The following is a 12,605-nucleotide window of genomic DNA, read 5'->3' as shown; positions in this document are numbered from 1 at the left end:
TTGCCGAATTCATCTTTCTATACTGGTAATATTTATATTCCCTTTTATTTGGTAGGGTCTTCAAAGGCTTTAGTACTGCTTTTTACATCAAAGCTATTATTTCCTTTGTCAATGTCTGCCATTCTGTGAGTAGGGTCTATTTCAATACTTTTGATTGAAGATAATTTACTGTTAATTTTTACTGTATAAGTAGGGTAGGTCCATGGCCATGCTGCTTCAGTAATTCTGGTAGCTGTTTTATCTTCTACATCTTTACCGCCAAGCATAACGCGTAGTGGCATATAGTAAATTTCTTTAGATCCATCTTCATATTCAACATAAAGGTCAATAGGCATCATAACATCACCTTTGCGTTGTAAGGTAACGTATGTGGCATTTCCATCACTAACCACATTATTAATGGCATAATCTATTTGATCTGTAGTGTAAACGAACTTCTCAAGGTACCAATCTAACTGTAGGCCAGAAGTTTTTTCCATTATTCTGATAAAATCGGCTGATGTAGGGTGTTTAAATTTCCAAGTATTGAAATACCTTAACATCCCTTTTTTGAAAGTCTCTTCACCTACTATATAACTAAGCTGACTTAAAAACACTGCACCTTTTGAGTATGAATTGATGCTATAAGAACGATTAGTGTGGTAATGATCAGCATGTGTTGTTAAAGGCTCTTCTTTTCCGCCAGATGCTTGGTAAAAATAACCTCTATATGATCCTGCGTGAGGGTTGTCAGTACTTTCAGGGTTTAAAAGGTGCTGCATAGTAAGGTTAGAAGCAAAAGTTGTAAAACCTTCGTCCATCCAAGGGTATAAGCTTTCGTTAGTAGCTAAAACGCCTTGATACCAGCTATGAAGCATTTCATGAACAGAAACTCCTAATAAGCTGTTGAAGTTTCTTCCTCCCGTAATAAGGGTAGACATTGGATATTCCATTCCTCCATCTCCACCTTGTACAAATGAAAATTGCTCGTAAGGATATTTTCCAAAGTTCTCGCTCACGTATTGCATTGCCTTTACCATGTATTCTGGTAGTTGTTGCCATGCATCTTTTGTTTCTTCAGTTTCCTGATATATGAAATGTAACGTAGGTCCATTAGGAACCTGAGCCGTTACATGTTTGTAATCAGGGTCAGCAGCCCACATAAAGTCATGTACGTTGGGAGCTTTAAAGTGCCAAGTTATAGGCTTGTCAGAAGGTTTAACTTCTGTACCTGCAGGCTCATAACCATGGCCCACTTTTTCTGGGTTTTGTAAATATCCTGTTCCGCCTAGTGTATAGGTAGGGTCAATAGTGATTTTTACATCGAAATCTCCCCAAATACCGTAAAATTCTCTTCCTACATAAGGGTCGGTGTGCCATCCTAATTCGTCATATTCGCACATTTTAGGATACCATTGTGACATAGAATACGATACCCCTTCGGCATTATCTCTTCCCGACCTTCTGATCTGTTTAGGTACTTGGCCATCAAATTCCATGGTGAAGGTAGCTTTGTCTCCAGGTAAAATTGGCTTAGCCAAAACTACTTCTAAAATAGTTCCTTCAGTTTTGTAAGTTACGCTTTTGCCATTTTGCTTTAATGAAGTAACGTGCTCATAACCAATTTCATCTGCAGATAGCTTTGAAATTCGATCGCCCACACGCTTATCAGGATCTTCAATGTTTAAAGATCTGATATCCATCATGCTACCAGGCTGAAATGCATTAAAATACAAGTGGTAGTATACCTTGTTTAACGTATCATATGAGTTGTTATAATAAACAAGTTTTTGTTTACCGGTATACTGATGTTTCTGTACATCCATATTTACATCCATGGAGTACTCAGCACGCTGTTGCCAGTAGTGCGTAGAGTTTTTGGATTGGCTAATACCTAAAAGTGGGATTAGCGTTAAGATTAATGTCAGTTTTTTATAAATGTGCATATAATCTGTTGTTAAAAAATTATTTATTTCCACCAAGCTATTAAAATGTGGCTTATAATCAAACTAGTATGTGCTGGACGGTATCAGTCTAGTTCTTCAAGCGTCTCAGCTAAACTTTCTTCAGTAGTTTTTAATTTCTTTTTGCAGTCTTTAATTAGAATGGCTGCCCGTTTTACTAAGGCAGATAATTCATCCACATCAGGTTCACCACTCTCTATTTGAGCTATGATTGACTCAATTTCTTCTACAGCGTCTTGGTAATTAACTTTTTTCTTTGCCATCTTTTTTATTGAATGAATCTATTGTACTTGTAATAATTTGTTTTGAAGTTTCAGTAACTATTTTATCACCCGGCTTGGCTGTGGTTTTGCTTAAAAGCTTGCCGTTTACTGTAGTAATAGAATAGCCACGTTTTAATATGGTTTCTGGGTTGAGTAGCTGCAGGGCTTTATCTGCTAATTCTAATTGCCTTTGTTGCGACTGGAAGAAATGCTTGGCATTCGTTTTTAACTGATGCGACATGCTTTCCAGTTTATATTTAGAATCAGATAACTTTCCTTTTATCCCAGATTTAATTTGATAGCCAAATGTGTTGAGCTTTTGAGTTTCTAAATTGATGGTTTGAACAGCAGTATTATATATGCGAGCAAAATATTCATCCATTTTAGTTTCAAAAGCTCGTATACCCGCAATTAGAAACTCCGCTACAGCAGTAGGGGTTTTCATTTGTGTGTGGGCTACTAAATCAGCAATGGTTTCATCTCTTTCATGACCAATACCTGTAATAATAGGTAGCGGAAATTGAGCAATATGGTTGGCAAGCTCGTACTCATCAAAACAATCGAGATCAATCTGGCTGCCTCCACCTCTGATAATTACCAAAACGTCAAAGTCATCAATTTGATCATATACTTGCATCATAGCAGTTATAATGGATTCAGCAGCCTTATCACCTTGCATTACGGCTTTAAAAAGTTTTGTGCTGATGTTATAGCCAAAAGAGTTTTGTTCTATTTGATCCATAAAATCACCATAACCTGCAGCAGAAGGAGAGCTAATAACCGCAATTTTTTGAGGCACAACAGGGAGCGGATGCATTTTATTCATGTCATAGACTCCTTCAGCGATTAATTTATCAATAATCTCCTTTCTTCTACGTGCTCTCTCTCCTAAGGTGAAATTAGCATCTATATCTTTTATGTTAACACTTAAGCCATACAACTCGTGATACTGAATGGTAAGGTTGCATAAAATTTGAATGCCAGGCCTGAGACTTTCGCCTGTCATGCCTTCAAACCAAGTGCTTAGATTTCTATAAGTGTAAGACCAAATGGTGCCTCTGGTTTTGGCTATTACTTTGTCATCTACTTTTTCAATTAGCTCTAAGTAGCAGTGCCCACTTTGATTGCTGCGCATTTCACCAATTTCGGCCACTACCCAGTAAGAAGGGGCGAGGTTTGCGTCTAGTGTTTGCTTTACTAATTGGTTGAGTTTGTATAATGATAGGTGTTCCATAATTCAGGAACACAAAATTATCTAATTGTAAGCACTAATGTGTAATATAATGAGAGTAAGAAGAGAGATTAGTGTCTAAAAAACAAAAGCCACTTTTTGAGTAAAAAGTGGCTTTTGAATATTGTAAAATATATAATTTATATTTCTCTAAGGGTTTCTATAAGTCCTGCATTTTTACCTTTAAACCTTACTACTAATAGTGGTTGGTTCATTTTCTCATTTACCATTTTTTCTGCCAAGCTACCTAAGAAAAGTGCAGCAGCAGCAGTCCTTCCTTTGGCGCCAATAACCACAAAGCCTACCTTTTCTGAGTCTGCCAAATCATAAATGTCACTAGCAAGGTTGTCGTTGGTATCAAGAGAATAAACATCTCTGATTTTCATGCCTCTTGGTTCTATTTTTTTGAAGAATTTATCGAAACTTTCTTTGGCATTAGATTTCATTATTTCTCCAAACTCATCAAACGTTTTACCAGTGTAATGATAGCCAGCTGGTACATTGTAAACGTTTTGGCAAATAATTTCACTTTCTTCGCCCGTTCTTACCGCAAAGTCTATAGTTTGATCTACGGCTAACTTTGCATAGTTAGAGAAGTCAATAGGTACCAAAAGCTTTCTTACGTTTGGCTCTTCAGCATTTTCAGGAACAATAAGTAGGTTGCAACTAGCCCTTCTTGCCAATCTCATGGTTGTAACGCCCGTAGCATCATCACCTTTCTTTTGACCTACTATAATAAGGTCTGCTTGTTCTTTATTGGCTAAGTTAAGAAATGTGGGAGCTTGCCCTTTTCTTACCAAATAAACCACTTTTACCTTTTTCTTGGGGTGAAAATGATTATTAACAACCTCTTTAAGCTTGTTTTTGCGCTCTCTTAATGCAGTTTCTTCAATTTCAGGAAATTCTTTACGCACCTGTGTGGGCACATTAAGGTTTCTAACAATGTTTACAAAACTTACTTTTTCTGCTGATGTATTGTCTACAAGATAAGTCGCAAACTTGACGAGAGTTTCGTCCATTGCAGAGGTGTCAAGGCCTACAAATATATTTTTAAATGGTTCCATTAATCATGGTTTTGAGACTAGGTTGCAAAGCTATTTATTTGGTGATATTTTAGGTCACAATCTAATCAAATATTAAAAATTTTTAATCAATTCGTCCGCTATGGTTTCTACGCTTTCTTTTGAATGCGTAGGGAAATTGGCAATCCTGATGTGGTTAGCCTTAAATTTTCCATATCCACTGCCTAGAACAATATTCTTTTCTTTTAGTTTAGAAATTACTGCTTCGCTTCCCATTTCACATTCTGCTACCAAAGTAGTTTTTGAGCGGTGCGCCTCTTCTTTCACAAAAGGAGTTAAGCTTTTGGCATCTTGAAAAGCATTATATAAAACCGCAGCTTTATATTCTGTCTCTCTTCTAATTTGTTCTACCCCTTTATTAAGCATGTCTCCGGTTACTTTACCTAGTAAATAGATGCCCAAAACGTTAGGGGTCTCTGATGTTTGGTTTTTAGCTGCTTTCTCTAAAATAGATGGAATACTGTGATAAGATCCTATATTCTTACCTGAGTTAAGCTTTTCTTCAGCCTTAGCTACACATCTATTATTGAAAATCCATACGCCTAAACCGGCAGGTAAACCGAAGCACTTTTGCACACTGAAATAGGCCGTGTCTACTAAGCTATAATCTACTTTAGCATAAGGTGCTGAAGACACCACGTCTAGTGATATCAACTGATTCGGAAACGCTGAACGTAGTTGTTCTATGTGCTCTATAGGTTGCGTGGCACCTGTGCTGGTTTCATTATGGGTTAAGCCGATTAGCTCTACTGATTCGGGTATAAGTACATCGGCAGGAGATACTATTTTACCTTCTTCGGCAACTTGGCTCAAGGCATTTATTTGATAGTTAGTCGCTATTTCGTGAAACCTTTTAGAAAATGCACCATTTACAAAATGAAAAGATTCATGCATTATTAAATTTTGTACAATTCTTTCCCATACCTCTGTGGCTGATCCTGTAAATACCACATGATAATCTTCTGGTATGTTTAGTAATGCTCTAATATTATTTACAGCCGTTTTATGGATTTCCTCATATTTCTTGCTTCTATGAGATATAGATGCCACATCTTCTCTTAAAGCAGATTTGATATGATCTTCAACAGTAAAATATAGCTGAGAAGGGCCGGGCGTGAAATACATGTTTTTCATTTGTGGTTTTGATTATTTAGGAAGTCTCAAAATTAGTTAACAGAGTTCATATTAAAATAATATAAAACAGATTATTCGTAATGGTATAATAACCGCTCATTTATGATGGAGTAATGGTAGGGAAATACATTTGTAATGTAAGGGACTAATTAGTGAATGCCCTGCAAGTTTGGGTTGAAGGCTTCGGGGCATTCTTTTATTCATTATGGCAAAAAACAAACGTCCGGTTGATATAGCAGTGATTTCAGATGTACATCTTGGTACATATGGATGCAACGCAGAGTGCTTGCTCAAATACCTAAAAAGTATAGAGCCAAAGAAGCTTATTCTAAATGGTGATATTATAGATATATGGCAATTTAGCAAGCGCTACTGGCCTTCTTCGCACATGAAGGTGGTTAAGCATATTACTGGCCTGCTAAGTAAGGGCACTGAAGTGGTTTACATTACGGGTAATCACGATGAAATGCTTAGAAAATTTGTAGGGTTTAAACTGGGTAAATTTAGGATAGAGAATAAGTTACTTTTAGAAATGGAGGGGGAGCAAACATGGATTTTTCATGGAGATGTGTTTGATGTTACTATGCAGCATTCCAAATGGTTAGCTAAGCTAGGGGCGGTAGGTTACGATTCTTTGATCCTAATAAACACATTTATCAACTTCATTTCTAAAAGCTTGGGCAGAGGTAAAATATCACTGTCAAAAAGAATCAAGAATAGTGTTAAATCGGCTGTCAAATTTATTGATGACTTTGAAACTACTGCAGCCGAAATTGCCATCAGTAATAATTATGATTACGTATTGTGCGGACACATTCACCAGCCTCAGCATAGAGTAATTCATAGTGAAAAAGGAAGTGTAACTTATTTAAATTCGGGTGATTGGGTGGAGAATTTGACGGCTTTAGAATACAATAATGGAGAATGGCAGGTTTATACTTATCAAGATGACCCACTGATGCTAGTTCAGGAAGAGGCAGATCAGAGTGATAACCAACCAGAACTTGATAATGATAATATCTTCAAGGCTATGGTTTCTGAGTTTTTAACAGTCAATTCATAATGAAGATTTTATATGCAATACAAGGCACTGGCAATGGCCACATCAGCCGTGCTATGGATGTGGGGCCAGCGCTAGAAAAATTTGGTGAGGTAGATTACTTGCTTAGTGGGGCTCAGGTTGAAGTGAATTTTAATAAAGAAATAAAGTACAGGTCTCAGGGGCTTAGCTTTTATTTTGGCAAGAGTGGTGGCATTAACTATACTAAAACATTGCACAAAAATGCTTCTCTAAAGTTGTACAATGAAATTAAGGCATTCCCTTTAGAACAATACGATCTCATTTTTAATGATTTTGAACCAATTACCGCATGGGCAGCGAAGCGCAAGGGGCTAAAGTGTATCGGCCTGAGCCACCAAGGAGCGCTGCTAAGTAATAAATGCCCAAAGCCGGACAGCGAAGATGTGATAAGCTCGCTAATACTTAAAAAATATGCGCCAGCATCGGTTAATTATGGTTTTCACTTTAGTGCTTTTGATGATAACATTTATACTCCAGTAGTGAGGCAGGCCATTAGAAACCTACAAGTGGCTGATAAAGGACATTACACCGTGTATTTGCCTGCATATGCTGATGAAAAGATTATTAAAGTACTAACTCAAATCAAAGGGGTGAGGTGGCAAGTGTTTTCTAAGCATGCTAGTTCAGCTTATGAGGTAGATAATGTAAGCATTTCGGTCATTAATAATGACAAGTTTATAACCAGCATGGCCAGTGCCACAGGAGTATTGTGCGGAGCAGGCTTTGAGACACCGGCCGAGGCACTGTTTTTAGGAAAAAAGCTAATGGTAATTCCTATGAAAGGCCAATACGAACAGCATTGTAATGCTGCAGCATTGAAAACCATGGGTGTGCCCGTAATTAAGAAATTGAAGAAGAAAAAGATAGATAAAATAAAAGATTGGATAGAAACAGAAATGGAAGTAGGAGTGGACTATCCGGATGAGACAGAAGAAGTGGTGAAGAAGATAATTGAAAAGGAATCTTGAGTAATGAATAATCAACAGCATAAAATATTATTGGTAGATGATGATAAAGACATCTTAGACCTTTTAAAATATAATTTGATAAAAGAAGGGTATCAGGTAGAGGTGGAGAGGAAAAGTACCCGCTCACTAGAAACGGCCTCTAAGTTTAATCCAGACCTTATTGTACTTGATATTATGATGCCCAAGTTGAACGGGATAGAGGTTTGTCGTCAGCTGAGGCAGCAGCCAGAGTTTCAGAATACCTATATTTTTTTCTTAACGGCTAAGTCAGAAAAGGAACTGCAATCTGAAGCGCTGTGTATTGGCGGAGATGATTATATAGAGAAAATTACTGGCTTAAGAGCACTTACACATAAAATTAGTACAGTGCTGAAAAATAACCTGGTAATAAGGAAGAGTATTAATAAAATCACATATGGTGATTTTGCTATCGATAGGTTTACGCATTCAGTAATTTACAACAATAAAACGGTGGTGTTGCCAGATCATGAGTTTGAACTGCTATACTTTTTTGCGCAGAACCCTCAGAAAGAAATTACGAGCGAAAGTTTGCTCAATAATATATGGGGATCAGATGTGTACCTGATTTCCAAATCGGTAGATAACTACGTGAGCAATATAATAAAGAAGCTAGGTAATAAAATTATAGCGAAGATTAACGATAATCAATATCGTTTTGAGCTTCATAATTAAAGTGTTATTCATAAAATGAAGAAGGCTTATTGAAGCCTTCTTCATTTTTTTATCGAAATACTTAAGGAGCTAACCTGTTGATTTGCCATTTCTCTTGAGAGAAGGTGTACACTAAGCGGTCGTGCAAACGGCTAGGTCTACCTTGCCAAAATTCAATTAAAAATGGCTTTACCAAATAACCTCCCCATTGCTCAGGCTTAGGCAAAACCTCTGCGTCTTTATACTTTTCCGTAAGTTTGGCTTGTCTTTCTTCTAAGATTTCTCGGCTTTCAATTACAGAGCTTTGTGGAGAAGACCACGCTCCAATTTGACTAGCTTTTGGCCTACTCTGAAAGTACTGTTCTGACTTTTCCTTTTCAAGCTTCGAAGCCATCCCTTGTATTCTAACCTGCCTTTCTAGCTCAGGCCAAAAGAAGGTGAGCGCTACAGCAGGATTATTTTCCATTTCTTTACCCTTGCTACTTTGGTAGTTGGTAAAAAAGCTAAACCCATCTTTAGTTACATCCTTTAACAGTAGAATACGGCTATTGGGGAACCCCTGAGGGGTAACAGTGCATACATTCATGGCTGTAGGTTCATTTACCTTAGCAGTAATGGCTTCTGTAAGCCATTTCTCGAATTGAACTACAGGGTTTTTATTAACATCAGCCTCATTTAAGGCCTGAAGTGTATAATCTTTTCGTAAATCGGCAATATTTTTATTCATAACCTCATGATTTATGCTCAAATTTAAAATCTTTGTGTGTTTATGAGGTAAGAATTTTTAATAATTACACAATTCTCTTTATTTGAGCCTAAAGTATGAGGCCGCTAATACACGGCTAATGGTATTAGTGAAACTGTGGTGTGCTGAAGCTAATTAATAGATGTAGTAGGTTTTTAAGTTGATTCTTATTAGTTTCTAGTACATAGTGCCACTAAAACGAAAGTTTTCTATTTATTTGTGTGCATTGCCCAGTGAAGTATGAATAGTAAGTGCCAAAATCAAAATGTGATAATTTTTTGTTAAAATGGGCTTTTTTATTTTGACAAAGGATATACATATACGAGATTAGGAGAGTTGAATGAAATTGAAGCCAAAGTGTAACATTGTTTACCTTTAAAACACGCTTTACATTAAATGGATTATTTTAACTTTAAAAATAGTATGCTTCCAGAAAAAGGCAGTTTGCTTATTTCTGAGCCTTTTCTGCCCGATCCTAATTTTGAAAGGACGGTAGTACTGCTTTGCGAGCACAGTGAAGAGGGCTCTTTCGGATTTGTACTCAACAAAATGTCGCAAGTTACGTTAGACGAAATTCTAGAAGATGTAGAGAGTTTTAGAGAAAGTATCTATATAGGAGGGCCGGTAGAGCAAAATACGCTACACTTTATATATAGAGGCGGTGATTGGTTGAGGGGAGGCATAGAAGTGTCGCAAGGTGTTTTTTGGGGAGGTGATTTTGAGGAGCTACTAGCTTTGATAGAAAAGCAGGAGGTAAAGAGTGAAGACATCAGGTTTTTTATTGGATACTCGGGTTGGTCAGAAGGCCAGCTAGAAAAAGAGTTGGAATCAGACTCATGGATAGTAGCTAATTATGCTACTCCAGAACTTGTTTTTGACACTAAAGAAGATGAATTATGGAAGATAGTGTTAAAGCAAATGGGTGGACGATTTGATGTATATTCAAATTATCCTACAGACCCACGTTTAAATTAAATGAATTTCTTATTTTTACGGTTATACAGGTAGAAAACTGCACATAATGGACAAAGAAAAGGACATTAAAGAAGTAGACGTTAACAATACCGATCAGCAGGAACTAGAAAAGCAGGAGGTACACATGGATCAGGATAAGCAAGCTCAAGATGAGCTAAATGAAGACAAAAATGTAGCTAACCACGATGAAAGCGTAGCTACAGAAGAAACTAATTTAAACACTCAGACAGAAGCTGAGTCTTCAGGCGAAATGGCACCAGATGCTGATTCGAAAGAGAAGGCTAGCCGCGAGCTGAATTCTGAAGAAGATCTTGCTGAGAAGGGAGATGACGATCATGACGATGATGATGAGCACGAGGAGGAAGTAGATTATTCGGAATTCTCCAAGGAAGAACTGGTGGAGCTCATTAAATCATTGGCTAAAGATGATAATGTGCAGAAATCTGATCGTATTGCTAAAACTATAAAACCTCTTTTCGAGGGTTTAAGAGACAAAGAAAAAGACGAAGCCTTAAAGAAATTCATTGCTGATGGTGGTGAAGAAAATGACTTTGACTACAAATACTCTGAACTAGATAATAGGTTTGATGCGAACTTTAAATTGATTAGAGATCGCAAGCATCAAGAAGCGAAAAATAAGGAACAACAAAAGGAAAATAATCTTAAGAAAAAGCAAGATATCCTTGAAAAGTTAAGAGAGTTTGTTGATTCTGAAGAGACTAATATCAGTTTTGATGCTTTTAAAGAGCTTCAAATACAATGGAAAGAAATAGGTGCTGTACCAGGTGCTCATGCAAAGACGCTCTGGGCTAATTACAATGCACTTATCGATCGTTTTTACGATAATAGAAGTATCTACTTTGAACTGAAGGAGCTTGATAGAAAGAGAAACCTTGAGTCAAAGATAGAGCTTTGTGAAAGGGCAGAGGCGCTTGTAAGCTATGAAAATCTAAAAGATGCGATAAAGGAATTAAATGAGTTGCATCATGAATTCAAGCATATTGGTCCAGTGCCAAAAGATGATCAGGAAGCTTTATGGCAAAGATTTAAAGGGGCTTCTGATTCTGTTTATTTGCGTAGAAAAGAATATGTAGATAAGCTGAAGGAAGAATTAGAAGCAAACTATAAAGTTAAATATCAGCTTGCAGAAGAAGTTCAGGAATTTGCTGGCTTTGATTCTGATAGAATTAAAGAATGGAATGCGAAGACCAAGGACATAATGGAAGTGCAGAAGAAGTGGGAGGCTACCGGAGGTTTACCAAGAGCAAAAGCTAAGGAGGTAAATAAGAAATTCTGGGGCACGTTTAAAACATTCTTCAATAACAAAAGTGCTTTCTTTAAAAGGTTAGATGCGGAACGAGAAGGGAACCTTGAAAAGAAAAAAGCGCTAGTAGAAAAGGCTGAGGCTTTAAAGGATAATACTGACTGGCAAAAAACGGCCGATCAGTTTAAGCAATTGCAAAAAGACTGGAAAGCTATCGGGCCGGTGCCAGAGAAGTTTAGAGAGTCTATCTACAGTGAGTTTAAGGCGGCTGCTGATTATTTCTTTGATAAGAAAAGATCTAGCAATAGTGAAATAGAAAAAGAGTACGAAGATAACCTTAAAGAAAAGGAAGAGATTTGTAATGCTATTGAGCAGATGGCGCAAGATAAGTCTGATGACCTTGATAAATTAAGAGAGCTTCAGGATAGATTTGAGCAAATTGGCTTTGTACCTAGAAAAAGCATTGGTCAGATAAAAAATAGATACTCTGAAGTGGTTGATAAGTTTATCAATAATATGGAAGGTATCAGTAAAGAAGACAAGAAGGAGATTAAGCTTGAAAATCAAGTTAATAAAATTCTTAGTGGTCCAAATGCTGATCAGAAAATTTACAGAAAAGAACAAGCTTTAAGAAAGCAAATAGGTAAGGTGGAAAATGATATTGCACTATGGAAGAATAACCTTGAGTTCTTTGCTTCATCAAAAACAGCAGATAAGCTTAAAGATGAATTTAATGATAAAATAAAAGCAGCTAACGAAGAGCTCAAGAGCCTTAAAAAGCAGCTCAGAATAATCAGAACGGTTAGTTAAGAAAAAAAATGTAAATAATTTTGATCAGTATTTGCATTTAAAATACTGATCATTATATTTGCACTCCATTACAGCGAAAAGGGTTCTAAAGAGAACAAAATGCTGAAATATTGAGGCCCCCATAGCTCAGCTGGCCAGAGCAACTGACTTGTAATCAGTAGGTCGTTGGTTCGAATCCGACTGGGGGCTCTAACCTTCTTCATGTAGAAGGTTTTTTTATGTCCTTGATGAAAATTTTAAAAAATAAAATCTTTTAAAATTTTGACATTTAAAATGAGATGCTTATCATTGCACTCCATTAAGGAAAAAGAGATTCAAATGAGAATTTCTTCGTTGAAAATATCAATAGGCCCCCATAGCTCAGCTGGCCAGAGCAACTGACTTGTAATCAGTAGGTCGTTGGTTCGAATCCGACTGGGGGCTCACAAAAAAGGCTT

General features: G+C 36.9%; 11 protein-coding genes and 2 tRNA genes. 7 read left to right on the top strand and 6 right to left on the bottom strand.

What is annotated here, in order from left to right; genetic code table 11:
* Positions 1 to 44 precede the first annotated feature (44 nt).
* The 5 genes from ACXACQ_RS18925 to ACXACQ_RS18905 all read right to left on the bottom strand — a co-directional run bounded on the left by ACXACQ_RS18925 (position 45) and on the right by ACXACQ_RS18905 (position 5,653).
* Positions 45 to 1,925 (bottom strand): M1 family metallopeptidase, encoded by a 1,881-nt coding sequence (locus tag ACXACQ_RS18925; protein ID WP_474977553.1) that lies wholly within the window; start codon positions 1,923 to 1,925, stop codon positions 45 to 47.
* Between the two features lie 83 nt (positions 1,926 to 2,008).
* The gene (gene xseB / locus ACXACQ_RS18920; protein ID WP_474977552.1) at positions 2,009 to 2,206 is read right to left on the bottom strand and encodes an exodeoxyribonuclease VII small subunit; all 198 of its coding nucleotides are present in this window, start codon (positions 2,204 to 2,206) and stop codon (positions 2,009 to 2,011) included.
* Positions 2,187 to 3,440 (bottom strand): exodeoxyribonuclease VII large subunit, encoded by a 1,254-nt coding sequence (gene xseA, locus ACXACQ_RS18915; RefSeq protein WP_474977551.1) that lies wholly within the window; start codon positions 3,438 to 3,440, stop codon positions 2,187 to 2,189. The genes xseB and xseA overlap by 20 nt, the downstream gene beginning before the upstream one ends.
* 137 nt (positions 3,441 to 3,577) lie before the next feature.
* Positions 3,578 to 4,501: a universal stress protein gene (locus ACXACQ_RS18910; protein WP_474977550.1), complete on the bottom strand. Its 924-nt coding sequence runs from the start codon at positions 4,499 to 4,501 to the stop codon at positions 3,578 to 3,580.
* Between the two features lie 72 nt (positions 4,502 to 4,573).
* Complete coding sequence (locus tag ACXACQ_RS18905; RefSeq protein WP_474977549.1) at positions 4,574 to 5,653, bottom strand: aminotransferase class V-fold PLP-dependent enzyme; 1,080 nt, start codon at positions 5,651 to 5,653, stop codon at positions 4,574 to 4,576.
* 205 nt (positions 5,654 to 5,858) lie between these two features.
* Between ACXACQ_RS18905 and ACXACQ_RS18900 the strand changes: the two genes are divergently transcribed.
* From ACXACQ_RS18900 to ACXACQ_RS18890, 3 genes are read left to right on the top strand one after another with little or no spacing between them, the layout of a single operon-like run.
* Entirely contained in the window at positions 5,859 to 6,716 is an 858-nt protein-coding gene (locus ACXACQ_RS18900; RefSeq protein ID WP_474977548.1) for a UDP-2,3-diacylglucosamine diphosphatase, read from the top strand.
* On the top strand, positions 6,716 to 7,702 hold the full coding sequence (locus ACXACQ_RS18895) for a glycosyltransferase family protein (protein ID WP_474977547.1): 987 nt from the start codon (positions 6,716 to 6,718) through the stop codon (positions 7,700 to 7,702). The genes ACXACQ_RS18900 and ACXACQ_RS18895 overlap by 1 nt, the downstream gene beginning before the upstream one ends.
* A gap of 3 nt (positions 7,703 to 7,705) precedes the next feature.
* Complete coding sequence (locus tag ACXACQ_RS18890; RefSeq protein WP_474977546.1) at positions 7,706 to 8,395, top strand: response regulator transcription factor; 690 nt, start codon at positions 7,706 to 7,708, stop codon at positions 8,393 to 8,395.
* Positions 8,396 to 8,456: 61 nt separating this feature from the next.
* Here ACXACQ_RS18890 and pdxH read toward each other — a convergent pair whose 3' ends face one another.
* Complete coding sequence (gene pdxH, locus ACXACQ_RS18885; protein ID WP_474977545.1) at positions 8,457 to 9,101, bottom strand: pyridoxamine 5'-phosphate oxidase; 645 nt, start codon at positions 9,099 to 9,101, stop codon at positions 8,457 to 8,459.
* 441 nt (positions 9,102 to 9,542) lie between these two features.
* Here pdxH and ACXACQ_RS18880 point away from each other — a divergent pair, with 441 nt between their 5' ends.
* The 4 genes from ACXACQ_RS18880 to ACXACQ_RS18865 all read left to right on the top strand — a co-directional run bounded on the left by ACXACQ_RS18880 (position 9,543) and on the right by ACXACQ_RS18865 (position 12,591).
* Positions 9,543 to 10,094, top strand: a complete 552-nt coding sequence (locus tag ACXACQ_RS18880; RefSeq protein WP_474977544.1) for a YqgE/AlgH family protein — start codon at positions 9,543 to 9,545, stop codon at positions 10,092 to 10,094.
* Positions 10,095 to 10,140: 46 nt separating this feature from the next.
* Positions 10,141 to 12,168, top strand: a complete 2,028-nt coding sequence (locus ACXACQ_RS18875) for a DUF349 domain-containing protein (RefSeq protein ID WP_474977543.1) — start codon at positions 10,141 to 10,143, stop codon at positions 12,166 to 12,168.
* A gap of 115 nt (positions 12,169 to 12,283) precedes the next feature.
* Positions 12,284 to 12,357 (top strand) — tRNA-Thr (locus ACXACQ_RS18870).
* A 160-nt stretch (positions 12,358 to 12,517) separates the two neighbouring features.
* Positions 12,518 to 12,591: transfer RNA gene (locus ACXACQ_RS18865), tRNA-Thr, on the top strand.
* The last annotated feature ends 14 nt before the right edge of the window (positions 12,592 to 12,605 follow it).

The sequence above is a fragment of the Fulvivirga sp. AWR4_260 genome, assembly GCF_056158185.1.
Note: the sequence above shows the minus strand (reverse complement) of the source record. Positions and strands in the feature narration are given on the sequence as shown.

What these genes read in the sequence shown, in the direction of transcription:
- ACXACQ_RS18925 (WP_474977553.1), bottom strand. Translation starts at nt 1,925, where the DNA reads ATGCACATTTATAAAAAACTGACATTAATCTTAACGCTAATCCCACTT.
- xseB (WP_474977552.1), bottom strand. Translation starts at nt 2,206, where the DNA reads ATGGCAAAGAAAAAAGTTAATTACCAAGACGCTGTAGAAGAAATTGAG.
- xseA (WP_474977551.1), bottom strand. Translation starts at nt 3,440, where the DNA reads ATGGAACACCTATCATTATACAAACTCAACCAATTAGTAAAGCAAACA.
- ACXACQ_RS18910 (WP_474977550.1), bottom strand. Translation starts at nt 4,501, where the DNA reads ATGGAACCATTTAAAAATATATTTGTAGGCCTTGACACCTCTGCAATG.
- ACXACQ_RS18905 (WP_474977549.1), bottom strand. Translation starts at nt 5,653, where the DNA reads ATGAAAAACATGTATTTCACGCCCGGCCCTTCTCAGCTATATTTTACT.
- ACXACQ_RS18900 (WP_474977548.1), top strand. Translation starts at nt 5,859, where the DNA reads ATGGCAAAAAACAAACGTCCGGTTGATATAGCAGTGATTTCAGATGTA.
- ACXACQ_RS18895 (WP_474977547.1), top strand. Translation starts at nt 6,716, where the DNA reads ATGAAGATTTTATATGCAATACAAGGCACTGGCAATGGCCACATCAGC.
- ACXACQ_RS18890 (WP_474977546.1), top strand. Translation starts at nt 7,706, where the DNA reads ATGAATAATCAACAGCATAAAATATTATTGGTAGATGATGATAAAGAC.
- pdxH (WP_474977545.1), bottom strand. Translation starts at nt 9,101, where the DNA reads ATGAATAAAAATATTGCCGATTTACGAAAAGATTATACACTTCAGGCC.
- ACXACQ_RS18880 (WP_474977544.1), top strand. Translation starts at nt 9,543, where the DNA reads ATGCTTCCAGAAAAAGGCAGTTTGCTTATTTCTGAGCCTTTTCTGCCC.
- ACXACQ_RS18875 (WP_474977543.1), top strand. Translation starts at nt 10,141, where the DNA reads ATGGACAAAGAAAAGGACATTAAAGAAGTAGACGTTAACAATACCGAT.